This window comes from Caldicoprobacter guelmensis, assembly GCF_016908415.1.
Classification (GTDB): Bacteria; Bacillota; Clostridia; order Caldicoprobacterales; family Caldicoprobacteraceae; genus Caldicoprobacter; species Caldicoprobacter guelmensis.
In genome coordinates this window covers 383,521-409,791 of the sequence record NZ_JAFBDW010000002.1, presented here as the reverse complement: position 1 = coordinate 409,791, position 26,271 = coordinate 383,521, and the positions used below count along the sequence as shown (strand labels likewise).

Annotated in this window: 21 protein-coding genes, 2 pseudogenes and 1 other annotated feature; of the genes and pseudogenes, 3 read left to right on the top strand and 20 right to left on the bottom strand. The window is 43.5% G+C overall.

Translation table 11 applies throughout. The features are described 5' to 3' along the window. Window positions 1–96 precede the first annotated feature (96 nt). Window positions 97–303: pseudogene (locus JOD02_RS11950) on the top strand (ISNCY family transposase); the annotation flags it as partial. A 26-nt stretch (window positions 304–329) separates the two neighbouring features. Here JOD02_RS11950 and JOD02_RS11880 read toward each other — a convergent pair. From JOD02_RS11880 to infC, 20 genes and pseudogenes are all read right to left on the bottom strand, one after another. Next, window positions 330–2,377 (bottom strand): annotated as a pseudogene (locus JOD02_RS11880) (alpha-glucuronidase family glycosyl hydrolase). 46 nt (window positions 2,378–2,423) lie between these two features. Further along, the gene (gene uxuA / locus JOD02_RS04520) at window positions 2,424–3,500 is read right to left on the bottom strand and encodes a mannonate dehydratase (protein WP_204487322.1); all 1,077 of its coding nucleotides are present in this window, start codon (window positions 3,498–3,500) and stop codon (window positions 2,424–2,426) included. Window positions 3,501–3,549: 49 nt separating this feature from the next. Next, a complete protein-coding gene (locus JOD02_RS04515; protein WP_204487320.1) occupies window positions 3,550–4,620 on the bottom strand; it encodes a Gfo/Idh/MocA family protein in 1,071 nt (356 codons plus the stop codon). A 25-nt stretch (window positions 4,621–4,645) separates the two neighbouring features. Beyond that, entirely contained in the window at window positions 4,646–5,803 is a 1,158-nt protein-coding gene (locus JOD02_RS04510; RefSeq protein WP_204487318.1) for a Gfo/Idh/MocA family protein, read from the bottom strand. A gap of 296 nt (window positions 5,804–6,099) precedes the next feature. Then, a complete protein-coding gene (locus JOD02_RS04505; RefSeq protein WP_204487316.1) occupies window positions 6,100–7,719 on the bottom strand; it encodes an extracellular solute-binding protein in 1,620 nt (539 codons plus the stop codon). Window positions 7,720–7,768: 49 nt separating this feature from the next. Beyond that, window positions 7,769–8,641, bottom strand: coding sequence for a carbohydrate ABC transporter permease (locus JOD02_RS04500; RefSeq protein WP_204487314.1), 873 nt, complete (start codon window positions 8,639–8,641; stop codon window positions 7,769–7,771). Window positions 8,642–8,700: 59 nt separating this feature from the next. Beyond that, window positions 8,701–9,585, bottom strand: a complete 885-nt coding sequence (locus tag JOD02_RS04495; RefSeq protein WP_204487382.1) for an ABC transporter permease — start codon at window positions 9,583–9,585, stop codon at window positions 8,701–8,703. Window positions 9,586–9,883: 298 nt separating this feature from the next. Beyond that, window positions 9,884–12,202 (bottom strand): helix-turn-helix domain-containing protein, encoded by a 2,319-nt coding sequence (locus JOD02_RS04490; RefSeq protein ID WP_204487312.1) that lies wholly within the window; start codon window positions 12,200–12,202, stop codon window positions 9,884–9,886. Window positions 12,203–12,350: 148 nt separating this feature from the next. Further along, on the bottom strand, window positions 12,351–12,818 hold the full coding sequence (locus tag JOD02_RS04485; protein WP_204487311.1) for a DUF523 domain-containing protein: 468 nt from the start codon (window positions 12,816–12,818) through the stop codon (window positions 12,351–12,353). 29 nt (window positions 12,819–12,847) lie between these two features. After that, on the bottom strand, window positions 12,848–15,232 hold the full coding sequence (locus JOD02_RS04480; protein WP_204487309.1) for an endonuclease MutS2: 2,385 nt from the start codon (window positions 15,230–15,232) through the stop codon (window positions 12,848–12,850). A 186-nt stretch (window positions 15,233–15,418) separates the two neighbouring features. Next, window positions 15,419–15,748 (bottom strand): cell division protein ZapA, encoded by a 330-nt coding sequence (locus tag JOD02_RS04475; protein ID WP_204487307.1) that lies wholly within the window; start codon window positions 15,746–15,748, stop codon window positions 15,419–15,421. Between the two features lie 96 nt (window positions 15,749–15,844). Then, on the bottom strand, window positions 15,845–18,238 hold the full coding sequence (gene pheT, locus JOD02_RS04470) for a phenylalanine--tRNA ligase subunit beta (RefSeq protein ID WP_204487305.1): 2,394 nt from the start codon (window positions 18,236–18,238) through the stop codon (window positions 15,845–15,847). Between the two features lie 14 nt (window positions 18,239–18,252). Next, the gene (gene pheS / locus JOD02_RS04465) at window positions 18,253–19,272 is read right to left on the bottom strand and encodes a phenylalanine--tRNA ligase subunit alpha (protein WP_204487303.1); all 1,020 of its coding nucleotides are present in this window, start codon (window positions 19,270–19,272) and stop codon (window positions 18,253–18,255) included. A 55-nt stretch (window positions 19,273–19,327) separates the two neighbouring features. Beyond that, window positions 19,328–19,558 (bottom strand) — a binding site (T-box leader). A gap of 3 nt (window positions 19,559–19,561) precedes the next feature. Then, window positions 19,562–19,660 (bottom strand): YqzL family protein, encoded by a 99-nt coding sequence (locus JOD02_RS04460; RefSeq protein ID WP_204487301.1) that lies wholly within the window; start codon window positions 19,658–19,660, stop codon window positions 19,562–19,564. A gap of 69 nt (window positions 19,661–19,729) precedes the next feature. Then, entirely contained in the window at window positions 19,730–20,527 is a 798-nt protein-coding gene (locus JOD02_RS04455; RefSeq protein ID WP_243426325.1) for a TrmH family RNA methyltransferase, read from the bottom strand. Window positions 20,528–20,542: 15 nt separating this feature from the next. Then, entirely contained in the window at window positions 20,543–21,202 is a 660-nt protein-coding gene (locus JOD02_RS04450) for a potassium channel family protein (protein WP_204487299.1), read from the bottom strand. 17 nt (window positions 21,203–21,219) lie between these two features. Further along, the gene (locus JOD02_RS04445; protein WP_204487297.1) at window positions 21,220–22,560 is read right to left on the bottom strand and encodes a TrkH family potassium uptake protein; all 1,341 of its coding nucleotides are present in this window, start codon (window positions 22,558–22,560) and stop codon (window positions 21,220–21,222) included. Window positions 22,561–22,732: 172 nt separating this feature from the next. Further along, a complete protein-coding gene (rplT, locus tag JOD02_RS04440) occupies window positions 22,733–23,092 on the bottom strand; it encodes a 50S ribosomal protein L20 (RefSeq protein WP_025746911.1) in 360 nt (119 codons plus the stop codon). A 21-nt stretch (window positions 23,093–23,113) separates the two neighbouring features. After that, entirely contained in the window at window positions 23,114–23,311 is a 198-nt protein-coding gene (gene rpmI / locus JOD02_RS04435) for a 50S ribosomal protein L35 (protein ID WP_204487295.1), read from the bottom strand. Between the two features lie 63 nt (window positions 23,312–23,374). Next, window positions 23,375–23,887: a translation initiation factor IF-3 gene (infC, locus tag JOD02_RS04430; RefSeq protein ID WP_394355740.1), complete on the bottom strand. Its 513-nt coding sequence runs from the start codon at window positions 23,885–23,887 to the stop codon at window positions 23,375–23,377. Between the two features lie 308 nt (window positions 23,888–24,195). Between infC and JOD02_RS04425 the strand changes: the two genes are divergently transcribed. Together JOD02_RS04425 and JOD02_RS04420 are read left to right on the top strand one after the other, a co-directional pair. Continuing rightward, window positions 24,196–25,506 carry a putative DNA modification/repair radical SAM protein gene (locus JOD02_RS04425; RefSeq protein ID WP_204487291.1) on the top strand — a complete coding sequence of 437 codons (1,311 nt, stop codon included), beginning with the start codon at window positions 24,196–24,198 and terminating at the stop codon, window positions 25,504–25,506. Between the two features lie 2 nt (window positions 25,507–25,508). Next, window positions 25,509–26,264: a TIGR03915 family putative DNA repair protein gene (locus JOD02_RS04420; protein ID WP_204487290.1), complete on the top strand. Its 756-nt coding sequence runs from the start codon at window positions 25,509–25,511 to the stop codon at window positions 26,262–26,264. Window positions 26,265–26,271: the final 7 nt, after the last annotated feature.

Sequence of the window (26,271 nt, the reverse complement as noted above, 5' to 3'; positions counted from 1 at the left end):
ACAACATAAGGTTTTACATTTTAAACAGTAAAAATTTGGATATCTATATCATACTTTCCTTTAAAAAAGTGTTGCATTTAATATTGCAATTTTCAGGAAAATGAAAACATTAAAGTAAGTTATCCCGCTGTATACAGAATTCTCACAAAAGAAGGCATTAGCAGCCCTAGAAAACACCGTAAGCGTAAAGCACACCACAGAAGAAAAAAGATGCCCCCGAAAGGTATGTTAGTCCTAATAGGTGCTTCTAAACATGATTGGATAGATGGACTCCCTCCTTTTACCCTCCACGGGGCTATTGACATAGATAACCATTGGTAAGAATTTCATCACTTATGAATCTTCCTCCCGTGTATATCATCAATACCTGTTTTCCTGTAAAAATAAGTGTTGACTACATCCCGCCACTCAATGGCGTTCTTGATCTGCATCTCCAGCCTTTCAAGAACAAGCTCGAATACCTCATCATCAACCTTTCCCTTAAGGATCAGCCATTTGTCTTTTAACCCCTGTGCTTCTTCTGCTCCCTCAAAATGGGTATCGTATATGTGCTGAATCACAGTCTTACCGGATTTCAATTTGTGGGTATACGGCACATGATGGAAAAACAGCAAAAGCTCATCAGGACAGGTCTCTATGTTCTCATACGTGCTGGCTATCGGTTCCCTGTACTGTGCTGTATAGCCCGTACCGGTAGCCACCGTCCTGTCAACACCTATCCCTTGCCAATCGGCATAGTGGTAGGTCCCCCAATGGGAATACTCGTATCCATCAACATTGGGCCCATAATGGTGACCAGGGTTCACCATCCATCCAATCCCCAACGGAGCAGTGTATTTTTCATAAATATCCCTAGAAGCCATCAACATGGACACTATCATATCCACAACTTGTTTGTCGTGGCCGAAAGTCAACTTTACCCATTCCTCTGCTATCTCCTGGGCTGACAGTTCAGGATTCCATCCCAACCGCCCAAACCCGTATAAATTAGCCTGTGCCAGCGCATGACCTGTCCAGCATTTGCTGTCTCCAATATTCGAAACGCCTACTACGCCCCCGTATTTCATCCCAAAGAGGGAGCCGCTGACAACCTTGCTGACCGTTGACCCCTGCCCCTTTGCATATTTGCATAAGTATCAAAATCCAACACTTCTTTCCACATGGTAGGCAGATAACACAGGTCTTTTTGATGACCAGTATACTCTTGTGTAATCTGAAACTCCACAGCAACGTTGGTCCTTTCCATAGCACCAAACAATGGAGAGACCGGTTCCCTTATCTGGAAATCCATTGGGCCATTCTTGATTTGCACAATTACATTGTCCAAAAACTTTCCATCCAGCGGTTTGAAGTTCTCATATGCAACTTTAGCTCTATCCACACTGCGGTCTCTCCAGTCAACCTGGCAATTGTATACAAAAGCCCTCCAGAAAACCACACCGCCGTGAGGTTTCAAAGCCTCCGCCAACATGTTTGCTCCTTCAGCGTGATTCCTGCCATAAGTAAAAGGCCCCGGCCTAAATTCCAAATCAGCCTTGACAACAAATCCACCAAAATCGGGAATGTAACTGTAGATCTTATCTGCTACATCCCTCCACCACTTTTTGACCGACTCATCCAGGGGATCAGCGGTAGACAAACCGTCTATCTCCACTGGAGCAGCAAAATTTATGCTCAAATACAACCTTATGCCGTACTGCCTAAATATGTCAGCTATTCTTGCCACATCAGGCAGGAACTCATCAGTTATAAGGCGTGTCTCTACCTGATGTACGTTGACATTGTTGATGGCAACACCGTTTACTCCTACCGACGCCAGAAGCCGTGCATAGTCCTTAACCCTGCTCAAATCGCTGACAATCCTGTTATCCTTAAAAAATATGGATTTACCGGCATATCCCCTTTCTATATCGCCGCTCATATTATCCCAGTGATTTATAACCCTCAAGGGATTGTGCGACCCATCTATGCCCTGCACCTAGGCAAGCGATCTTCCACAACACATCGATCTTAAAAGATGAAATACTCCATACAGCACTCCTTTTTCATTTTTGCCTATAACGGCCAATACATCCCTACCATTGCGCTCAAATCTTTGTACTATGAACCCATCGTCAGGTAATGCACCATGGTTTACCCTGAGCGTCTCATTCACTGTATCATTCAAAGTGCCCACCAGCATACAATCGGAGTCAGGATAGGAATCCACCACCTCAGGCAGACGTCCCATAAATCTAGTAAATGCGAATTTGAGCTCCTCAAGTGCAGCATTTATAATAGAATGCTTGTTCCTGGCCACAATATAGCTGCAAAACCTTTTATATTCATCATCAAAATTGCAGAGTAAATGTTTATAGTTTAGCCAGCACTCATACATACTGCTTTTATTCAAATCCACTATCCATCACTCCATTCCCCAACTCTTACGTTCTGCTCATCTTACCAATGGCTTCCCAAAGCCCAAGCAGGTACATTATCCCCAGCGCCCTATCATATAAACCATATCCCGGCCTTGCCTTTTCGCCCCATATCATCCGCCCATGATCGGGACGCATATACCCTTCAAAGCCTACATCGTAATAGGCCTTCATGATTTCAAACATATCAAACGAACCATCAGAAGACAAATGGGAGGTCTCATAAAAGACACCTTTCTCCTCGATCTTGATATTTCTTACATGTGCAAAGTGTATCCTGCCTTTGTTGCCGAAGTATCTTATAATCTCAGGCAGGTTGTTTTCCAAATTGGCTCCAAGAGAACCAGTACACAGGGTAAGCCCATTATAGGGACTGTCGACGAGATTGATTATCCTGTCTAGGTTTTCCTTATTGGTAACAATCCGTGGCAGCTTAAATACTGACCATGGTGGGTCATCGGGATGAATAGCCAGCTTCACATCGTATTCTTCACAGACCGGGACTATGCTTTCAAGAAAATACTTGAGGTTTTCAAACAGTTTCTCCTCATCAACATCTTTGTAAAGCTCAAATAGCCTTCTTATCTCTTTCAATCGGTAAGGTTCCCAGCCGGGTAGAGAATACCCCCTTGATCCTGATTCCATCTCGTTGATCAATTCAATGGGGTCCAAATCCCTGATTATATTGTCGTCATATGCCATAACTTCAGAACCATCGGGTAACTTCATGGCCAAATCGGTGCGTATCCAGTCAAACACCGGCATGAAGTTGTAGCACAACACCTTGATTCCAGCTTGTCCCAGGTTCTTTATGGTCTCCCTATAGTTTTCGATATAGCGCTCTCGGGTCGGCAAGCCCAGTTTTATGTCCTCGTGCACATTAACGCTTTCTATCACTTCCAGCTTCAAGCCATAATCTTCCACTTTCTTTTTTAATGCCAGTATTCTTTCAAGGGGCCACACTTCTCCCACGGGAATATCAAACAGTGCAGAGACCACACCGGTTACCCCAGGTATTTGACGTATCTGCTCTAAGGTTACGCTGTCGTCATTTTCCCCAAACCATCTAAAAACTACCTTCATCCAATTCTCTCCTTTTCACAATAATTTTCAAACTACATCTTCAGGGTATCTATTCTAATTTTATTGCTTTATTCTGTGCTTCTAAAGCTAATTCAATAGCCTTGAAAACATGTTCTTGCGTCATAGCGTATTCCGTCCTATTCAGGCAATCCAAAATCAGTTCTCCAAAGAAGGGGAAACCCACTTTACCTTTTACATTGATATAATGCTCTCCAGCTTTGTTTACAAGATAGACATGGTCTGTATTGTCATCTCTAGTTATGTCAATGTATTTTCGAATTTCTATATATCCCTCAGTCCCTAGTATAAACAATCTGCCATCTCCCCATGTCCTCAATCCGTCAGGAGTAAACCAATCCACCCTGAAATACCCCGTTGCTCCGTTGTCGGCAATTAATGTTACATCGCCAAAATCCTCAAAATTAGGATATTGTTTATGGTTATAGTTAGCCACTTTTGCTGCTTGGACCTTTGCATCTTTTGCCCCTGTAAAGAATAGAAATTGTTCTATTTGATGGCTTCCTATATCGCACAGTATGCCGCCAAACTTATCTTTTTCATAAAACCATGCAGGCCTTCCTTTGCCTTCCCTGTGCGGCCCCAACCCAATCACCTGCAATACCCTTCCTATTTCCCCGTTTTGTACCAGCTGACCTGCATATACTGAAGCCTCATTGTGCAACCGCTCGCCATAATACACCATATATTTTCTCTTGGTCCTTTGTACTGTTTCCTTTGCCTTTTCAAGCTGTTCCATGGTAGTCATTGGAGGTTTGTCCGCAAAATAGTCTTTACCTGCCTCCATAGCTTTTAGCCCTATATTACACCTTTCAGAAGGAATAGCCGCACTTGCCACTAAGTGGACAGAAGAATCCATCAACACTTCATCAATACTACATGCAACCTTGACCTGCGGGAAAACCTTGCGGAACTCCTCCACCTTTAAAGGATCCGGATCGTAAACCCACTTTATTAGCCCGCCAGCCTCAATAAGGCCTTTTGACATGCCATAGATATGGCCGTGGTCCAATCCTACGGCGGCAAAGATGAAGTCACCCTCATCGCATACCTTTTTAGCTGGCGTTTCCGGCATATAATACATACCACTAGCCTTGCTCATGGGTAAATACCTCCTTTACGCAAAATTAATTCACTTTTCCAAAAGTTATGTGGTCTTCTTTAAAGTTTTCAATCGAAATTTTCTTTTCGTTAAAACGCGGCACATTAGCTCTAATCCCTGATACCGTATAGAAAGGGTCATCTTTTGACAGCGGAAGTTTTACCATCTGCTTTAAGCTTGCAGATTTATAGATGGCAGTAATGAGTTCAAGGGCATTTCTACCGTCCACACCTGAAATCAACAATTCTCCCTTTTTCTCTATTGCATTCAACACATCATTAATCTGTCCCGTATGTCCCGTATATTTTAGTTCAGGAATTCCATTGTATAGATCATTTAACTCACTTTCGAGCTTCTCGTCTCTACCCATCGGGAAACCGTTACCGGCGGCCAACGAGGCATAAACTTTCCACGGCGCCGAAACCCTGGCCTTTTCCCCCTGTACGATGATTTCTTGTTCCTCTCCGTGATGAACAACAGAGCTGGTGATTTGTCCTATTGCTCCGTTTTCATATTTTAACACCGCCACCGATATGTCTTCAACCTCTGCGTTGTCGTGTACCGCGTTGCTCATAAACGCCACAAGTTCTGTTGGCATTCCCATCAGCCAGATTAGCAGGTCTATATGATGGATTGCATGGTTTAAAGTGCATCCCCCTCCTTCCTTTTCCCAGGTCCCCCTCCACCACAAGTCATAATAGGAATAACCTCGCCACCAGAATGAATTGACCTGCACATGTGCAATTTTCCCTGCCAACCCAGAATCGATGACCTTCTTTAATTTCATAAACCCATTAGTAAATCTATTTTGCGCTATCACCGAAAGATATCTATCAGCTCGTAAAGCAGCTTCAATCATAAGGTCACACTCCTCAAGGGAAGCCGCCATAGGCTTTTCAACCAACACATGCTTTCCAGCCTTCAAAGCATTTACTGCTATTTCGGCGTGCGTATATGGAGGTGTACATATATCAACTAAATCTATATCATCTCTTTCCAGCGCTTTGTGGTAGTCATCATAGACCTCTGCATTTTTTAAATCAAACCTCTCTTTTTTTTCAACGGCCTTTTCGGGATATATATCCACAAGTGCAACGATCTCACATCTGTCGGGAAATTCCAAATACCCCTTGATATGCTGTGGTGAAATATTTCCAGTACCGATAATAGCAACCTTTATCATACTTTTGCCTCCTATCATCTCTTTATGTGTTTTTTGATATTATTATCCCAATTTAGAAATCTTTCTACCTACTAAAAACCTATGAGAATCTGTTTAAATATTATCATTTCGTAAGGCTTTTTTCTAGTTTTCTTTTATTGTTCTGCTTAGTTTTTAATCTTACTTCTAAAAGATACAAGAGGAGCCCCGCTGAGACATTTTTGCTTTAAAACGGCATGCCTTAATTTTGTCAGCGGGGCCTTCTATGACCTCACTTTATTGCTCATAAAAGGTCATTTGTGATTGTCCCAAATGCCTTATTTCCCGTACATCTCATCCCATAAAGCAGCTCTTTGATCCAATACCTCTTGCCCGCCAGCGGCCAGATACTCCTGTATTAAAGAATCCCATACTTTATCAAAGTCTTCAGGTTTGGCCGTAATGGCTTTTGCATATATCTCTAGTTCCTTGTCATCCAAAACTTTTCCGTATTTAGCCTCTGCCTCGGTAGGAATTAACCCAGCTCCCGGATTGACATAGCCGCCCCGCATAGCAAGATTGTAAGCTGATTCATACAAATGCTCATTGCCGGGATAAGAAAATGCATTAGCTTTGATGGTTTTCTCTTTGTCTGCCAGATAAATTCCGTTTACAATAAGGGTATAATCAATGTTTTGCAATGAGGGCATCATCTTTTCACCCTCTACAGCTTGGAGCTTGGGCAAACCGTCAACTATAGTATGGTGAACGCCTTCCTCGCCAAACTGCAGGAAGAACAGCACTTGCGGGTCAGCCATCCAGTTGAGGTATTCGATGACGGCATCGGCTTTTGCTTGGCTGGTCTTGGGCACTATTATTCTAATACCTGTTGGGTTGTACAATTCTTTCCTGTGCTGGCCAGTATGCACATTGGTATATGGGTCACATGGAATAAACTCTGCTCCAGGAATATTCTTCTTCAAGTTGTTGTTGTGGCCAGGTACATTTCTGAGCGCCAGGTCATAATTCCCGCCATAAGCCCCCACATAACCTCTAACTATATCTTGGTCCATCATTTTTCCATCCTTATCAAGCGGGAACTCTGGACTAATTAGACCCTCATTGTACATCTTGTTGAGGAATCTAGCCCCTTCTTTCCAGCCAGGCAAGAACAATCGATACTTTACATAATAGTCTTTGTCGGGCACATCTTCTAAAAACGTCTCAAAGAAACCATAAGCCATATAGTCAACATCCGCTGTCATGGCAAATGGAACCACTTTATCAACATTTCCAGGATTTTTCTCTTTAAATGCTTTTAAGGTATTATAGAATTGCTCAGTCGTTTCGGGTACAGGCAGGTTAAGCTTTTCCAGCCAGTCCTTCCTTATAAATGTTCCAGTTCTTGCCTGTATTACCCTTTTGGCAGGAATGGCGTATTGTTTGCCATCATACTGTCCGTATGCCAAAAGCTCTTCACCTAAAAATTCTTTTAGCTGTTGCCCATATTTGTTAAGGGCGTCTGTGAGGTCAGCCAATCCACCCTCTTTATAGTATTTGTAGACAGTGGCAACGTCGTAAGTCAAACAGATATCCGGTGCATCCCCTGTTGACATCCAGATATTCAGCATCTCAACTTCCTGGGATCGCGGACATGGAACAAAGGTCAATTTTACATTATTCTTATCACCAAATTGTTCTTGAATCCATTTTGTCCAGTAGTTATTATCTACCGGCGTCTGTCCAGGGGTACCTCTGTCAAAGACTTCCACCCTCAATTCAACAGGTTTTGCTGGTTCCTTGGTCCCCCCAGAACCCTCAGAGCTGTTGTTTTGGCCCTGAGAACTTGGCTGTTGTTTCGGTTCGCTATTGCTCTTTGAAGAGCAACCAGATAAAGTGGCAGCAGCAATAGCAAAGCACAAAAGCAAACCTATTAACATCAGTGTCCTCTTTTTCATTGAATCTTCTCCTCCTTTATTTTTGTATTTTTATATGAAAATTGAAATATTAACCCTTTATAGCCCCAATCATAACGCCAGAGATAAAGTACTTTTGTAGCCATGGATATACCATAATTATTGGGATAATTGCAAACATAACCGAAGCAGCCTTTAAGCTTTCAGGCAACAAATTTGATGATAAATTCCCCTCTATGGCAGAAATCTCGGGCTGCATATTATTGTAAATTATTTGATATATTTTCAGCTGTATGGGGTATAATTTGGAATCCGTAATATAAAGCAGTGCATCCATAAAGTAATTCCATCGTCCCACGGCATAAAACAAGCTCAAAGTGGCCAATACCGGCAACGACAACGGCAGCACTATTCTTATCAATATCGTCAAGTATGATGCACCATCTATAAAGGCTGATTCCTCCAAGCTTTCTGGTAAAGTCGAGAAAAACGTCTTTAGCACAATCATATTAAACGCACTTATAAGCCCTGGCAATACCAATGCCCAGAAATTATTTAGCAAACCGAGATTTTTTATGAGAATATAGTCTGGTATCATTCCTCCGCTAAAATACATAGTAAACACTATGATGAGCAGAAACAAATTCCTTCCCTTTAGCCCCTTTTTAGAAAGAGGATAAGCAGCCAACACAGTCATTAACATACTCAACAGGGTGTATACAACAGTCAGCTTTGCTGTAAAAACAAGAGATTTTATCATGGTCTTGTCAGCAAATACTACTTTATAAGAGTCAACATTTAGTTCTACTGGCCAGATATAAACTCTTCCAGCAAGTATCGCTGAATTTGAGCTCAAGGATATCGATGCCACATGCAAAATCGGAATCAAGCATACCAGTACCGCAATGAAAATCAATATGTTAAGTACCATATCAAAGATTTTACTCCTTGTATCTGCTACCATTACACCTTTACCTCCTAAAAACCCCTTTTGGCTTATTTTCGACCGCTTATACACCATAGTTACCATATTCCTTGTTCGTCGAACTTCTCCGCAATATAATTGGCCGTCAACAAAAAGACCATACCCACTACAGATTGGAAAAAGCCCACTGCTGTAGCCGTTGAAAACCTACCTGAGCGCAAGCCAACTCTATACACAAAAGTACTGATAACATCTGAGACCTCGGTTACAAAATAGTTCCCCATAGCATAAGGCCGATCAAAACCAATTTGTGCAATTCTACCCACATTGAGTATCAACAGAATTATTATAGTAGGTTTAATGCACGGAAGGGTGACATGCCATATTTTCCTCAGCCTTCCTGCACCATCAACAGTGGCTGCTTCATATAATTCTGGATTTATACCTGCTATAGCAGCTAAGTATATTATTGCATTCCAACCGGCGCTCTGCCATACTCCAGAAGCCACGTATACCAAAAGCCAATTATTCTTTTTGCTCAAGAACTCCACCGGCCCTATACCCATTTTCTTAAGAACTACATTAATCAACCCTGTTTGCGTTGAAAAAAGCTGTATCACAATACCACCTATAACAATCCATGACAAAAAGTGAGGCAGATACAGTATAGTTTGTGATATCTTCTTATAGGTTTTATTTCTCAGCTCACTCAGCATAATGGCAAGTATAATAGGTGCAGGGAATCCTGCTACTAAATCTAACCCATTTAAAAGGAGAGTATTTCGCACAGCTCGATAAAAATCTTTCATTCCAAATATTTCTTTAAACGTAGCAAAATTGTTCCAGGGGCTTCCCCATATCCCTTGAAACATATTATAATCTTTAAAAGCTATAAGCAATCCATACATGGGTATATATTTGAATATGAAGAAGTAAGCCATAGGCAATATCAAAAAAATGTAGAGCAGGTAATGTTGCGACATATAAGCAATAAACTTTTTCCTTCTTGTCCTTATGCCTGCTTTATTTTTTGCGATGTCAGTTGCCAAATTCACGTCATTGTATAGCATAAATGAACCTCCTTTAAGTTAAAAGCACTACACAAGTTCGTAAATCAATACTCTTTGTTCTGCTTTGATTTTACGTTATCACAACTTTGCACATCAACAATTAATTTTGATTTTGAACTTTCAATTTTGATTATCCTTAAAATAAAAGACAGCTTCCTTTTTGAGGAAGCCATCTTTGTATACAAACCAACATGACAAAAAACCCAAAACATCATACATCCATACTATTTTTAAACCTTCTATATTCTCCGGGGGTAACCCCTTCCACTTTTTTGAATATTCTTGCAAACGTCTGATCGCTGTTATACCCCACAATCAATGCTATCTCCCTTACGGGCAGTTCAGTATTAAGTAGCAGCTTTTTTGCCTCTTCTATCCTTAGCTTATTGATAAATTCAACGATGTTTTCTCCAATCCTGCTCTTAAACACCTTTCTAACATGAGAATAACTCAATCCTACAAAGCTTGCTACTTCCTGTATTCCTATGTCTTTCTTATAATTTCTTTCTATAAAATCCACTATCTTTCTTACAGTCTCGTCTTCCTCTTCTTCGTACGCTATAAGAAAGTCTATTATAGCCCTGTACATCTTGACAAGCCAAGCCTCTATTTCATCTAATGTCTCCTTACGAGAAAGTTCGCTATAGATATTAAAATCATGGCCAAAAACATCGTTCATGTCTAGCTTAAGCTCAGTGAGATATTTCACTATAGTATTCCCCACAAGTTGGTTTATGACCAATAAGATATTATCGCAAGATATATCCTGCTTTTCTTTTAGTTCGCTCATCAATTCAGCCACAGTCCTTTCAATTCTATCTATATCCCTGGATTCCAGTTGATTTAATATGCTCTTTTCGATTGTATACGGGTAATAATAGCTGTAATTCCCAAATTCCTCATTCCATAAAACAATACTGCCATACCCAAGAACCAATCTCCATTTAAGCGCTTGTTTTGCCTCCATATATGACACATGTATTTTTGATATTCCTTCATAACACCTTCCGATTCCTACAGATACAGTAAAATCTAATATCTTGCCAATCTCGTTCTGTATTTCATGGAAATATCTTCTTAAATCCTCATATATTTTATACACATGATCATCACTTATATTGATGATAAATGCGATTTCTCCACCATCTAAATTAACTCCTTCACACAGATAATCCATCCCTATAATCTGCTTTACAATGTTTATTATCAACATCTTTAAATAATACTGCCTTTCTACTTCATATTTATTTGCAAATTCATAATACTTATCTATCATCACAGAAACACATATAAAATGTCCGTACTTAAAATATTCCTCAATTAACCCATCGTTTTCAACATTTCCATATGAATAATTGGCGTTTAATAAATTATTCAAATAAACCTGCTTGATGTTCATCTTATTTTGTGCTAGCTGATTTGAAAGCGATTCAAAAGCTCTTCTCAATATTGTCATCTCATCTTTACTTTCATAAATATTTATCCCTTTATTGAGCTTAATATCTTGAATTAATTTTGTTATGGGGCTGGACAACTTTCTCGATATTAAGTAAACGCTCAATATGCTTAGTAACGCTATCAGTACTGAAGAATAAATAACCCTTGTACGTAAATTATTAATCTTACTAAGCAAAGGCTCCAGAGAAAAAACGCCTATATAAATCCAGTTATCATTAATGGATTTATAATAAGATATTAAAATATTTTTTTGTTCCATTTCATTAATAAAGTATCCATCGATTGCATCACTCTTTAATATTTTATCTATATAACCTATACTGGAAATATTGTAACCCACGTAATTTTTATCTACATGAGTCACAACATCGCCATTGCTATCAATAATAAAAATATATCCCTCTTTGTTTATATCATCAGTATTGATGAGTTGGGATAACGCATCTTCCTTTATATTTAAAACAAGCGCCCCTTGTAATACGCTTGTATAAGGAGTCAAAGGAAAAACATATGTTGCAACATAGCTATAAGCAGGATAAATTGAGCTATCATCTCTCTCGGGTAACCTAGTATCTATCCAGCCCAAGGGTTTTCTGTTATTTTTATAGTCAATATAAGCTTTGAACCAACCTGTATCCATTATATCGTCATTAAATATCAATCCTTGATTGCTAGTCAAACAAAACCCCAGGTCCTCAATATATAAATATATTGATTCATACCTTATATTAGCATTAACTACTTCTAAAATTGACTTTTGTGCATTCGAAAGCTTTATTAAAGATTGATTGTCAAAAGCCAATCTATTACCTTTTTTTAGATTCTTTAACTCCACGAGAGCACTTACTGAATTACTGGCCGCCAGCCTTACAATATCTTTTCGAACAGCATTTTTAAACTCTGTCATAATCTTCTCTGCTACTTTTAATTTTCCTATATAGTTTCTGCCAATTTCTTCTTTAGAACTATTTATTACCACTTGTTCGTATATCAAAATATAGATTACAGTTATTATGACCAACAAAAGCGTAAACGAAATAAACAATTTAATAAAAAAAGATTGGTCCTTCATTAAAAAAATCCTCCCATTATATTCTTACCTCGTTACCTTAGGTTTCTCATTTTAGTTAGTGCTATTCTATATTCTTATATTACTTCATTTTACGCATAGTTTCAAGATGTTTTATACTAGCGTGACAGGTGTATAATGAATTATACATTTAATCATTTAACAAGTATAACGTTGCAATCTCGTCTTCAGTCAATACTCCAATTCCATTGTCGATAAGCAATTGTGCGGTAATGCCATTCCCCTCAACAAGCTTGCCCGTAAATGTCCCATCGTATATCAATCCTTTACCGCAGGAAGGGCTCCTTGCCTTTAAGATAGCTCGCTTTATCCCCATCTCTCGACAAAACTTCAAAACCTCCCTTGCACCCCTTATGAAATTTTCGGTGACATCAACGCCGTCTTTTCTCACTACCAAAGCTTTGCCTTGCCAAACATCGCGAGCGCTGCCGCCTTTTATCTCTGCCGGCAGCCTGGGCGTGGGCAGGCCACCCAACTGCTCGGGACACAGCGGAATGGCCTTGCCCTGCCGCACAAGCTCTTTGATAAGAGGGACGCCGTTGTCCCCTCCATTGTATTTACAGCATATCCCTGCCAGACACGCGCTTACCAAAATCATACCAACCACCCAACTCCTTCTTTGCTTTTTTATTTTAGCTCCACTATGGTGACGCCGCTCTCACCCTCGCCGTATTTCCCGAGGCGGAAGGAGTTTACATGGGGATGATGACGAAGGTATTGATGGATGGCTTCTCTCAAAGCCCCCGTGCCTTTACCGTGGATAATTGTCACCTGTTTTAACCCAGCCAAAAAAGCGTCATCCAGATACTTATCCACGTTCATCAAAGCCTCATCCACCGTCTGACCCCTTAAGTCTATCTCGGGCAAAACGCTTGTCATTCTGGGCGAAGGCTTTTTAGCTGAAATGACAGCAGTTGCTGCATCATCGCCCTCGTCAACCCTTCTTATATCTGACAGCTTGACCGCCACCTTCATTATGCCCACTTGAACGGTAATCTCCCCATTATCATCTGGGAGGGTGAGTACCTGCCCCTTTTGCCCCAGCGAACTTATATACACCGTCTCACCCAGACGGACCTCTTTAACCGGTTCATGGTACTTGTTAGACGAGCTGGCCTCTTTAGCAAGCTCACCATCCAGCCTGTCCAGGCTTTGCTTCAACTTCATCCTGTATTGCTCGATAGACCTGTTACGCTCCTTTTCAGCTGCCACCTGTGACAACCTGTTCAACTCCTTGATGATTTGGTCAGCCTCTTCTTTGGCCTGGCGCAGTATCATCCTGGCCTCTTCCCTGGCCTTCCGAAGTATTTGCTGGCGTGCCGCCTCAAGGTGAGACTCTTTTTCAGCAAGCCTCTCCCTTTCCCTCTCTATCTCCCTTAAATATTTTGCTGCCTTTTCACGTTCCTCCCGTGCTTTAGCCCTGTTATACTCTAGGTCTGAAATCAAATCCTCAAACCGGATGTCCTCTTGCGTCAAAAACTCCCTGGCCTTTTCAATGATATCCTCCTTAAGCCCCAACCTCTTGGATATCTGAAAAGCGTTACTTCTACCAGGTATGCCTATAAGCAGTCTGAAAGTGGGGCTCAATGTCTCTACGTCAAACTCCATAGAGGCGTTCTCCATCCCCGGCTTTGTCATGGCAAAAACCTTAAGCTGGCTGTAGTGCGTCGTAGCAACGGTTTTAGCACCACAATTGTGCAAATACTCAAGGATGGCCATGGCCAGAGCAGCACCTTCAGTGGGGTCAGTACCTGCTCCCAGCTCATCCAGCAGCACTAGGGAACCTCTATCCACGTTGTCAATAATCGATACAATATTTACCATATGTGAGGAGAAAGTGCTGAGGTTCTGCTCTATACTCTGCTCATCTCCTATGTCGGCAAACACTTTCTGAAATATGCCTATCTCGGTACCGTAATCGGCTGGCAAACAAAGGCCAGCCTGTGCCATCAATACAAACAAACCTACAGTCTTCAATGTCACGGTTTTACCGCCGGTATTGGGACCTGTGATCACAAGTGTATTAAAGTCATACCCCAAATTAAGACTTATAGGCACGACTTGATGCTCGGGTATCAACGGATGCCTACCGTTTACTATATTAACCTTACCGCCATCTACAATCCTGGGCACCACGCCCTTCATCGAATGCCCCAATTTTCCCTTGGCAAAGATGAAGTCGAGCCGGCTTAAGATTTCAAATGAACCGCTAATGTCTTCTCTAACTTTCCAGACCTCTTCAGTCAACCTGGACAAGATGCGCTTTATTTCCTGCTCTTCTTTGAGCATCCATTCCTTAAGCTTGTTGTTGGCTTCCACCACCGCCATGGGCTCAATAAACAGGGTAGCTCCGCTGACCGACTGGTCGTGTACCAATCCAGGCACGTTGGAGCGATACTCCTGCTTTACCGGAATAACGTACCTTCCATTCCTTATAGTAACAATAGGCTCCTGAAGGAATTTCTGGTACTGCGGGGACTGTATATAGCTATTCAAAAGCTCCTTTATTTTCTCTTGACACCGCGTTATATTGCGGCGAATATCGTGAAGCTCGGGACTAGCACTGTCTGCTATCCGCCCATCAGGCTCTATACACCTGAATATCTCGTTCATCAACCCGTCGTGAGATTTTAGCTGATACACTAATCCTGGAATGATGGTGAGCCCGGCTTCATTTAAGCCATCCCTGCTTTTAAAGGCTTCTTTAAGCCTGGAGCACGTCTTAAGCACGTGCCCTATCTCCAGCAGTTCTTCCGGGCCCAGCATTGCCCTTTTTTCAACCCTTCTCAAATGGCTGCGAATATCAGGAAATGCCCCTAAAGGCGACATCCCGTATTTAATCATTATCTTTAAAGCTTCTTCAGTTTCTGCCAGGGCCGAAATCACCTTATCCTTCTCCCTGTAAGGAAGCAAATCTTGTACCATTTCGTACCCAGGCGCCGATACTGTATGGCCACTAAGCATCTCAATAATCTTATCGTATTCCAGTACACGAAATGTTCTCTCGTTCACATTCAATCCCTCAACTTTAAAGTTTATTTGCCGTGAAAAATTGCGATATTCATTATACCACACCTATAGGCAAAGATTCTATAAACTCACGTGGCAATCCCAAACAAAAAGCAGCCCAAAGGCTGCTTTTTATAACCCACATCGTTCCTCATATGCTTTTGCTTTTTTGTAAACCTTCACACTATTTCAACGTCGCGCCCTGCGCAATACATCATAAACACCAGATGAATTTGGAATGTCATTCCGTCCATCCTCTTCCAGTACTGAATGCAAGACGCTTATTTCCCTCTGAAGCTTTTCAACCCTTTCCTGGAGTTTGATAACCTCATCAGCCAAATTGATGGCCGTTAACATGGCTAACATCGTGGTGCTGAGATTGGGCTGCCGCTGCCTGATCTCCTCCATCTTCTTGTCGACATAAATGGCCACTTTGTGGATGTACTCCTCAGACTCCACACTCCTTATGGTATATTCTCGACCGCCGATCCTCACCACGGTTTTAGTCTTGTCCACCATGGATCACATCTCCGTTCCCCCGCTATCCTCGGTACTATTATACAACACCCGCCATGTTTAAACAAGCGTTTTGTCGAATTTTTGGAACTCCCATCTCTATCGCAACCTTGCACCCAACCGTTGTTCTAGACCCTTTACAATCTTATCATGCAGAGAATTTACCTCTTCATCCGTCAGGGTTCTGTCGGCAGCACGATAGCTTAAGGAATATGCTATGCTCTTATAGCCTTCAGGTATCTGTCTACCCTCATACACATCAAAGAGCTCCACTCTTTCGAGCAGTTCCCCTCCCAGCTCTTTTATGCAGTTTTCCACCTGAGCAGCCAACACTTCTTTCTTGACCACCAGCGCCAGGTCTCGCTCAACAGCCGGATACTTGGGAAGCGGCCTATATCTTTTCTCCTCTTTTGCAAAATCAAGTAGCGTATCAAGTTCAAGCTCGGCCACCAGAACTCTCACTTCAAGCTGAAAGTTTTTAGCCACCTTTGGATGTATCTCACCAAGCAATCCTACTCCTTTTCCTTTTATCTTTAAAAGGGCTGTTCTCCCTGGATGGAAGGTGGGATGAGCATGAGGTACAAACTCGGCCTCATCCAGCAACCCCAGTTCATCCAGCAACACCTCAACCTTGCCTTTCAGGTCATAGTAATCGAGGTCCAGCCCGTACTCTGCAATGGTCAAAAGCGGCTTTTCCTCTGGCAAATCCTCCAGCGGCAGCGACTTGGGCAAGAAAGCTGGCCCTATTTCAAATATCTGGCACCTTTCCATTCCCCTGTTACGGTTACGCGAAAGCACTTCCAGAAGGCTCGGGATGAGCGTGGTGCGCATTATGCTTTGGTCCTCGCCCAAAGGATTTAAGATCCTGACTGTTTTGGGTATGAGCTGGGGATTGGTGATGCCTAATAGTCCATAAACTTTTGGGCTGGTAAAAGAGTAGGTTACTACCTCATAAAGGCCCGTGCCAACCAGTACATCTTTTACCCTGTCCATAAGCTTTTGTCGCCTGGTCTTCCTGCCCCGGCTTTGTGTGCCTTCCATCAAAGTCATGGGTATATTATTGTAGCCGTAGATGCGGGCTACTTCCTCGGCTATATCGGCCACACCCTCTATGTCCTGCCTAAACGATGGAACCTCTATGCGCATGTATTCGCCCTTTACCTCAACCTTGAACTCCAGCCTAGCCAAAATATCGGCCATCTCATCAGCCGATAGGTTAAGACCTAGAAGGCTGTTTACTCTCTTCCAGGGTATCTCTAAAATTCTCTTCTCTAGAGAACCATGGCAGACATCTATCACTCCCTCAACAACTGTCCCAATGCCTAACTCTTGAATAAGCTGCACAGCACGGTCTAAAGCAGCTCTTGCGTTGTGTATATCCAACCCCTTTTCGAACCTGAGCGAGGCCTCGCTACGAATTCCAAGCGCCTTTGCCGTCTGTCGTATGACTCCCCTATCAAACAGCGCACTTTCCAGCAAAATGTTCCTTGTTCCATCGGTAATCTCAGTATTGGCCCCACCCATAACTCCCGCCAGGCCTATGGGCTTCTCTACATCGGCTATAACCAACATATCCGGGCTGAGCACCCTTTCCTTGTCATCCAGTGTGACCAGCCTTTCGCCCTCGCGCGCTGTACGCACCACGATGGTTCTGCCCGCCACCTTATCCAGGTCAAAGGCGTGCATGGGCTGTCCCATCTCCAACATGACGTAATTGGTTATGTCAACGATGTTGTTTATGGGCCTAACACCTGCAGAAATCAGCCTGCGCTGCATCCACCTCGGAGATGGGCCAATCTTTACATCTTTTACTACGCGCGCACAGTATCTGGGGCACAAGTCAGGGGCCTCAACCACCACCTTGGCCTCGGCATTGACATCCCCGATACCCGGCTTTACCTCTATATGCGGCAATGTAAAAGAGGAGTTCAAAGCCACCGATGCCTCGCGGGCTATGCCTATGACGCTTAAACAATCTGGACGATTGGAAGTAACCTCAAACTCCAGCACATGGTCATCTAATCCCAATGCTTCCTTTATGTCCATCCCCAAAGGGTATTCTTCCTGCAAAATCAATATACCGTCCACCCCTGCTCCCGGATAGTCTTCTTCGGTAAGCCCTAGCTCCTCTCCGGAACACAACATTCCCTGGGATTCAACCCCTCGCAATGTGGTGGCGGTTATCTTATACCCTCCAGGCAATGTAGCGCCATCGAGTGCCACAGGTACAAGCTGTCCCTCCTTCACATTTGGAGCACCGGTCACTATTTGCACCTTGCATTTTCCAACGTCAACAACGCATACCACCAACTTGTCGGCATTGGGATGAGGCTTTATTTCAAGTATTTTTCCCACCACAACATTACTTATGCCTTCGCCCAGCCTGGTTATACTCTCAACTTTTGTCCCCGTCATGGTAAGTCGGTGCGCCAGCTGTTCAACAGGTACATCTACTTTCACGTACTCTTTCAACCATTTAAGCGGTACCAGCATTTATCTCCACCCCCTTAAAACTGCTCCAGGAAACGCATATCGTTTTCAAACAGCAGCCTTATATCATCTATCCCATATTTCAGGTTGGTTATGCGATCAAGGCCCATGCCAAAGGCAAAACCGCTGTACTGCTCAGGGTCAATCCCACCATACTTTAACACCTTTGGATGCACCATACCGGCACCTAGAATTTCGATCCAACCAGTATACGAGCATACACGGCATCCCTTGCCACCGCATGTGGTACAGCTCACATCCATCTCTGCGCTGGGCTCGGTAAACGGAAAATGATGGGGTCTGAACTGCGTCTTTGTCTGAGGTCCAAACATCTCCTTGGCAAACACGTCAAGTACGCCTTTTAAATCGCCCATGGTGATGTTCTTATCTATAACCAACCCTTCCACCTGATGGAAGATGGGAGAGTGGGTGGCATCCACCGCATCCGACCTATAAACCCGGCCGGGCACTATGATCTTTATAGGAGGCTTCTGCCTCTCCATTACGCGGATCTGGGTAGGCGAGGTATGGGTACGCAAAAGTATATTGTCTGTAATATAGAAGGTATCCTGCGTATCCCGTGCAGGATGATTCTTAGGAATATTAAGGGCCTCAAAATTGTAATAATCCCATTCAACCTCTGGCCCCTCGGCGATCTCAAAACCCATTCCCAGGAAAATATCCTTAATTTCGTTTAACACCATATTAAGGGGATGCAGCTTGCCACGATAATGGCGCCTGCCCGGCATGGTAACGTCGATCACTTCATCCTTCAATCGTCGGTTGAGTGTCTCCTCTTCAAGCACCTTTCTCTTCTTTTCAATCTCATCTTCAAGATAAGCCCGTATCTGGTTAGCAAGCTGGCCTATTTGGGGCCTCTCCTCAGCAGAGAGCTTTCCCATGCCTCTCAAAATCTGGGTTAATTTGCCCTTTTTGCCTAGAAATTCTACTCGAAAGTTCGACAACCCTTCAAGACTATCTATGTGCGCAAGAGCTTGCTCAGCTTCCCTTTTAATCTGTTCCAGCTGGTCCTTCATCTACAGCCCTCTCCTTTCATGGATATGGTCATGTATTAAAAAAGCCTTCGTCCGAGCATGGGACGAAGGCTTAACACGCCACGTGGTACCACCCAATTTCGTTTCGTGAAAAACGAAACCTCCTTCAACGATAACGGGTCAAACCCGGCAGGACCTACTACCACTTCAGCCCCCAGCTCCGGAGCGAACTTCTACCCTCGTCTTTATAGGGGCGCTTTCAGCCCATGGCGTCCCCCTCTCTGTATAAAGACGTTAAGGGTATACTCCTCTCCATCATCGCCTTTATCTATTAAAGCATTACGAGTTCCTTGTAAAGGATGTAAGCATTTATGGAACCCGTCTTTTCAAAAATTTTCCATATTATGTCAGCCAGCCTCACCGGTCCCATCTCCTTCACCGGCTTTTCTTAGGCTAATTATACCATACGCACTACCTGGATTCAAGAAATTTCAAGGCATTATTTGCCTGATTTGCGCAGCACCTCATATATCAATACACCTGCAGCCACCGAAGCATTAAGGGATTCTGCTCTCCCCGGCATGGGTATCCTTACTAGCGAAGAAGCAAACCCGCATATTTCTTGACGCACGCCCTCTGATTCATTCCCAACGACAACAGCTATTCTATCATATCCCCCCGGCCACTCAAATAGGTTGGAACCGTTCAGATGGCTGACCAGAATATGGACTTTGGCTTCCACAAGCCTGTTGAAAAACTCGATGTGGTCCTCCACCTCATAGATGGGCATGCGAAATATCGAGCCCATGGTGGAGCGCACAACCTTTAAATTAAAGGGGTCCACACAGCCTTTGAGCAAAACAACTCCATCTCCCCCTGCTGCATCCATAGTCCTTATTATGGTTCCCAGGTTCCCCGGATCTCTTATCTGGTCTAAAACCACTATAAAAAACGATTGTTTGCTCAACAGGTGTTCAAGACGATACTCCTTTTTGTTTACCACCGCTAGAATCCCCTGAGGCGTTTGTGTATCGCTGATGCTCGCAAACAGCTTATCTTCTACAACTAAAGTCCTCAAATTATCTATCGGTATGCCTACCTGGTTTTTAAATTCAAGCCAGTTAAACCCTCTTGATACCACCAAAGCCCAGATGCTTTCGCCTTCATTTAACGCTTCTTTTACCATCTTAACTCCTTCTACCAAGTACTGCCCGTAGATATCCCTATATTTTTTGTTGTGCAACATTTTAATTCGCTTGATAGAAGGGTTTTGCGTACTAGTGACGTACTCTTCCAAGCGCATTACCACCTTTTACTCCTGTGCCCTCTCCTCTAACATCTTTATGTGGTCGTTCCGCCCAATGGCCACCAATACGTCGCCTTCATAAATCACGTCCTCACCTTTTGGAGAGACCAGCACATCATCGCCGCGTTTTATGGCCACAATATTGAGGCCGTATACCACTCTCATGTTGATCTGTTTCAGTGACTTTCCAATCCATTCAGGAATGGCTGTAACCTCCACCAGGCTATAGTCAGATGCAAGCTCGATATAGTCAAGTACGTTGGTTGATGCCAAATGATGTGCAATTTTGACTCCCATATCCCTTTCAGGAAATACCACCTTGTCAACGCCTATCTTGTACAACACTTTCGCATGCAGGTCATTTTGTGCCTTACCTATTACGAATTTGACCCCCAGTTCCTTGCAAAGCAATGCGATCAATATGCTGGACTGTATATCATCCCCTATCGAAACCACCACAGCATCAAAATTCCTTATGCCCAACGATCTCAGAGTTTCCTCATCAGTAGCATCGGCTTGAACAGCATGCGTCACACAATCGGCTATCTCCTGTATCCTTTCCTGGCTCCTATCGACAGCAAGGACATCATGGCCCAGGGCACACAAAGTCTTTGCAACGCTTGAACCAAAACGCCCTATGCCGATAATTGCAAACTGCTTCTTCATAACAAAATACCTCCTTTTTAACCCACCATTACCTTACCTTCAGGGTATTTCACATTGCCATTGTCGCCTGCCAGCCTCTTTGCAAAGGCCAGCGTCAGCGTCAAAGGACCTACCCTACCTGCAAACATGGTCATAATAACGAATATTTTGCTAATATCGTTTAATTCAGAGTTATTAAAGGTACTCAACCCCACCGTTCCCAAAGCAGAGGCCGTTTCAAAGATCACGTCAACCAGCGGATAGGGCTCAATCAGAGACAATATCATGCTAACGCTCACCAATATAATGAAACTTATAACCGCTATCGCCAGCGCCCTGTTTACAATACTATAAGGGATCCTTCTATTAAAAACCTCTACATCACGCCTGCCTTTGATTACGCTGAGCACCGTAAGCAGAATTACGCTGGCCGTAGTGGTCTTGATTCCCCCACCCGTACCCGCAGGTGAAGCCCCAATAAACATCAGGATGATGGTCATAAACTTCGAGGCATTCCTGAGAGAAGCCTGATCAATTGTATTGAATCCAGCGGTTCTAGGGGTCACAGATTGGAATAATGCCCCTAGAATCTTGCCCCTCCAATTCTGGCCGCCCAAGGTAGCCGGATTATTGAATTCCACAATAAAGAAGAACAAGGCACCCGTCACAATCAATATAGCAGTAACGCACACCACCAGCTTTGTGTGCAATGACCACTTCTCAAAACGCTTGTTTCTGTAAATATCCAGCAAGACAGAAAAGCCAAGCCCTCCACATATGATTAAACCCATTATCGCAAAGTTTACGATGAAATCGTCGGTAAAGCCAGTAAAACTCCTATACCCTCCCATGAGGTCAAAGCCGGCGTTACAGAAAGCTGAAATGGCGTGGAATATGCTGAAATAAAGCCCCTTACCCCAGCCGTATAACGGAACAAACCGCAAAGCAAGGATTAAGGCGCCAATCCCCTCTATCAGGAAAGTAATCCCAATTATGTTTCTGGTTAGACGCACAACGCCCTGCAATTTAAACTCATTGAGGGCTTCCTGTATCACAAGCCTTTCCCTCAAGGTAATTCGCTTTCCCAAAAGCAGGAATACCAACGTTGCCATGGTCATAAACCCTAAGCCGCCCATCTGAATAAGTGAAATTATGACCAGCTGGCCAAATAGGCTTAGATCATCACCAGTATCTACCACCACAAGGCCGGTGACGCATACCGCTGAAGTTGCTTCAAACAAGGCATTTAAAAAGCCTATGCTTTCACCTGAACTGGAAGCTATAGGCAAAGTGAGAAGCAAAGCACCTACTAAGATCATGGAAGCAAAGCCAAGCACCAGGATTTGTGTAGGCAAAAGCCTTAGAGTTTTAATAATCATATTATAAATGATTTACCCTCCCATCCCATTCCACAAACCGTAATCTCACTTAAAATTCATCGTGTAAGCTCAAGATAAGATGAATTTCTTAAAACTCAATTTACGTAAAAATGAACAAAAGACCTCATTTTCAATGAGGCCTTTTCCCCCTTACCTTACGGCTGCTTGAAACTTACGCATGCAACTTTTCTTTAGCTATGTTTACCAACTGTGCAAAACCGTTGGCATCGTTGACAGCCATATCCGCCAATATCTTTCTGTCTATCTGAATCCCTGCCTTGCGCAGGCCATTTATAAACCGGCTGTAGCTTAAACCGTTCTGCCTTGCCGCCGCATTGATCCTAGCAATCCACAACTTGCGGAAGTCCCTTTTCTTGAGCCTTCTTCCCACATACGCATATGCCAGCGCTTTCATCACCGCTTGATTGGCTGCTCTGAACTGCCTGCTCTTGGCGCCATAATAACCTTTTGCAAGCTTCAGTATCTTCTTGTGCTTCTTCCTTGCATTGAGCGCTTTCTTTACTCTAGCCATAACACACCCTCCTTTACTGCCTTATTTATAAGGAATCAGCTGCTTTATCTTCTTGACCTCAACAGATGCAACATAGGTGGCTTTCCTGAGCTGCCGTTTTCTCTTTGGTGACTTTTTGGTAAGCAAATGGCTCTTAAACGCCTTAGCCCTCTTTATTTTCCCATTTTTGGTAAGGCGGAATCTCTTGGCTGCCCCTCGATGGGTCTTGATTTTAGGCATTGTTTATTCCTCCTCTCACTGCTTTATCCTTGTTTGCTGCTTAACTGCTATAAATTCATTCCATTACGTCTTTGGCGCTAATACCATAATCATCTGATTCCCTTCCAGGGTGGGCTTACGCTCCATCACAGCTTCCACCGTCAGCATGGACACAAACTTCTCCATAACTTCATACCCTACCTCAGGGTGAGCCATTTCTCTGCCTCTAAACCTGATTGTCACCTTCACCTTGTCCCCTGCCTTTAAAAACTTATCGGCATTTCTGGCCTTAACCCCCAGGTCGTGGTCTTCTATAGAAGCCGACAAACGTATCTCCTTAACATTGATGACCTTCTGGTTTTTACGTGCCTCCTTCTCCTTCTTTGCCATTTCAAACAGGTATTTACCATAATCCATGATCTTGCATACGGGTGGGTTGGCCTTTGGAGCAATTTTGACCAAATCGAGCTGCCTCTCCTCGGCAAGCCGTAGAGCCTTCTCAATTGGCATAATGCCCAGCTGCTCACCCGTCTCGCTAATCACCCTTACTTCTTTGTCCCTAATCTGCTCGTTAACCAATAATTCTTTTTTGTTGATGACCGTTCACCCCCGAATTTAATAAAACAAAAGAGCGGGCACAAATCTACCCACTCTCATCTCCATAGCGCAGCCCAGAGAATATCATCTCCTAACCGCCATATTGACCTTCCTGGCAGCCCTCTCGCGCCGGAAGGTGAGAAGTGGATAGCTTCTACTTGATGGCAAGATAAAGTTTAACACAAAAGCTCGTACTTTGTCAAACGTTTTGATAAAAATTTTTTGAAAGTGAAACCCAAACATATGTTTGCAACATGAGTCAAAATGTGATAAAATTTACCTACACGGTGTAATGGGGGGTTCCCGTTATGGATTTGCATACAAAATTAAAGATTCTAGGTGCGGCTGCTAAATACGACGTATCCTGTTCATCCAGCGGGAGTTCTCGCCGAAACAGGTCAAGCGGACTTGGCAATGCAAGCTTGCCCGGCATTTGCCATAGCTGGTCGGACGACGGGCGATGCATATCCCTGCTCAAGATATTGTTTACCAACCATTGCGCCTTCAATTGCTTGTACTGCGTAAACCGCGCAACGGCCGATGTCCCCCGCGCCACATTCACGCCCGACGAAGTGGCCCAGCTTACCATAAATTTTTACAAGAGGAACTACATCGAAGGGCTGTTTTTAAGCTCGGCTGTATATAAAAACCCAAATTACACCATGGAGCTATTAGTAACAACCGTAAAAAAGCTGCGCAAAGAATATCAGTTTAATGGATACATCCACTTAAAGGTTATTCCAGGCGCAGATCCGTTATTGATAGCTGAGGCTGGTAAATACGCTGATCGCATAAGCGTCAACATAGAGCTTCCGTCCAGCCAGGGGCTTCAGTTGTTGGCACCCCAAAAAAGCAGGGACTCGATCATCCGGCCCATGGAGTTCATTCACTCGAAAATACTTCAAACCCGTGAGGAGCGAAAACTATATAAAAATGCCCCCCTTTTTGTCCCTGCTGGTCAAACCACGCAGCTTATAGTAGGTGCAACGCCCGATAATGACCTGAAAATACTCAAGCTATCCGAAAGCCTCTATAACCATTTCTCTTTAAAGAGGGTGTACTACTCGGCCTATGTGCCTGTGACACAACACCCAAATTTACCGTCTATTGCCAGCCCTCCTCTTATGCGTGAACACCGCCTGTATCAAGCCGACTGGTTAGTTAGAGTTTATGGCTTTAAGGCCGACGAACTGCTGGATGAAAACCAACCACTGTTAGATACCGAAATCGACCCAAAGTCAGCCTGGGCGCTCAGAAACCTCCACTTGTTTCCCGTCGAAGTTAACCGTGCCGACTACGAGATGCTGATCAGGGTTCCCGGAATTGGTGTTCGCTCTGCCAAACGCATAATTGCAGCAAGGCGGTACAGCACCATCGACTTTGATATTTTGAAGCGTTTCGGCGTTGTGCTCAAAAGGGCACGCCACTTCATAACCTGCAATGGCAAGTTCTACGGGGAGAGAAATATAAACGAGCTGACGCTGTATCAAATGCTCAAGCCCACAGCCAAGCAACAAAATAGCACAAAGGTAGCAGGTGAACAGCTTACCTTTCCCTCTCTTTATCCCCAGTTGTTCCAACCAGAAGATGTACATACGGTCATAACAGGAGAGATGTGAAAGTGGTTTACTATGTATATGATGGAAGCTTCGAGGGGTTGTTAACGGCCATATACGAAGCGTATTACCGGCAAGAAGAGCCCGAAAAAATCCTAAGCGACGACAATATACAGGACAACCTGTTTGTACAATATGTGTACATAAATACAGACCAACAAAAAGCACAAAGGGTGTATGACGCCATAGTACACAAAATATCCTCTTCAGCAGCCAAAAAAGTGCTGTACGCCTTTCTTTCAGAGGCTCAGGATGCAGGAACAGCCATATACAGATATCTCAAACTGGGCTTTAAGATGGGCAAAAGCGTTGATTCGGCCTTGGCCGACCCGTATGTGTTTCGGATTCATGTCCTACACAAAAAAGTAAGCCAAGAAGCTGGTAAAATGCTGGGATTGATACGTTTCCGGTTACTTAAAAATGGGATATTTTACGCTCCCATTGAACCTGACTTTAACATTTTGGGCATAATTGCACCTCACTTTAAAAGGCGCATGCCGACCCAGGACTGGATAATACATGACGTAAAGAGAAAGCTGGCTGCTTTTCACAGCCAAGGGCAATATGCCATCTTGCCCTTTGAGTTTAAAGAAGCCCTCCCACTAGATGACGAAGAATTTGACTATCAAACCCTGTGGAAGGAATACTTTCAAAACATCGCCATCAAAAGCAGGATCAATCCACGACTTCAGCGACAGTTCATGCCCGTACGTTACTGGAAATATTTGATTGAAAAACCGGGTACGCAGACAAAATCATAATGGCTAA

Excerpts from the sequence above, each read along its gene's own strand:
- JOD02_RS04490 (WP_204487312.1), bottom strand. The coding sequence starts at position 12,202 with ATGAAGGACCAATCTTTTTTTATTAAATTGTTTATTTCGTTTACGCTT.
- rpmI (WP_204487295.1), bottom strand. The coding sequence starts at position 23,311 with ATGCCTAAAATCAAGACCCATCGAGGGGCAGCCAAGAGATTCCGCCTT.
- pheT (WP_204487305.1), bottom strand. The coding sequence starts at position 18,238 with ATGCTGGTACCGCTTAAATGGTTGAAAGAGTACGTGAAAGTAGATGTA.
- JOD02_RS04500 (WP_204487314.1), bottom strand. The coding sequence starts at position 8,641 with ATGGTAGCAGATACAAGGAGTAAAATCTTTGATATGGTACTTAACATA.
- JOD02_RS04515 (WP_204487320.1), bottom strand. The coding sequence starts at position 4,620 with ATGAGCAAGGCTAGTGGTATGTATTATATGCCGGAAACGCCAGCTAAA.
- JOD02_RS04505 (WP_204487316.1), bottom strand. The coding sequence starts at position 7,719 with ATGAAAAAGAGGACACTGATGTTAATAGGTTTGCTTTTGTGCTTTGCT.
- JOD02_RS04460 (WP_204487301.1), bottom strand. The coding sequence starts at position 19,660 with ATGGGACCGGTGAGGCTGGCTGACATAATATGGAAAATTTTTGAAAAG.
- JOD02_RS04450 (WP_204487299.1), bottom strand. The coding sequence starts at position 21,202 with ATGAAGAAGCAGTTTGCAATTATCGGCATAGGGCGTTTTGGTTCAAGC.
- uxuA (WP_204487322.1), bottom strand. The coding sequence starts at position 3,500 with ATGAAGGTAGTTTTTAGATGGTTTGGGGAAAATGACGACAGCGTAACC.
- JOD02_RS04485 (WP_204487311.1), bottom strand. The coding sequence starts at position 12,818 with ATGATTTTGGTAAGCGCGTGTCTGGCAGGGATATGCTGTAAATACAAT.
- JOD02_RS04475 (WP_204487307.1), bottom strand. The coding sequence starts at position 15,748 with ATGGTGGACAAGACTAAAACCGTGGTGAGGATCGGCGGTCGAGAATAT.
- JOD02_RS04510 (WP_204487318.1), bottom strand. The coding sequence starts at position 5,803 with ATGATAAAGGTTGCTATTATCGGTACTGGAAATATTTCACCACAGCAT.
- rplT (WP_025746911.1), bottom strand. The coding sequence starts at position 23,092 with ATGGCTAGAGTAAAGAAAGCGCTCAATGCAAGGAAGAAGCACAAGAAG.
- JOD02_RS04495 (WP_204487382.1), bottom strand. The coding sequence starts at position 9,585 with ATGTCGCAACATTACCTGCTCTACATTTTTTTGATATTGCCTATGGCT.
- JOD02_RS04445 (WP_204487297.1), bottom strand. The coding sequence starts at position 22,560 with ATGATTATTAAAACTCTAAGGCTTTTGCCTACACAAATCCTGGTGCTT.
- pheS (WP_204487303.1), bottom strand. The coding sequence starts at position 19,272 with ATGAAGGACCAGCTGGAACAGATTAAAAGGGAAGCTGAGCAAGCTCTT.
- JOD02_RS04425 (WP_204487291.1), top strand. The coding sequence starts at position 24,196 with ATGGATTTGCATACAAAATTAAAGATTCTAGGTGCGGCTGCTAAATAC.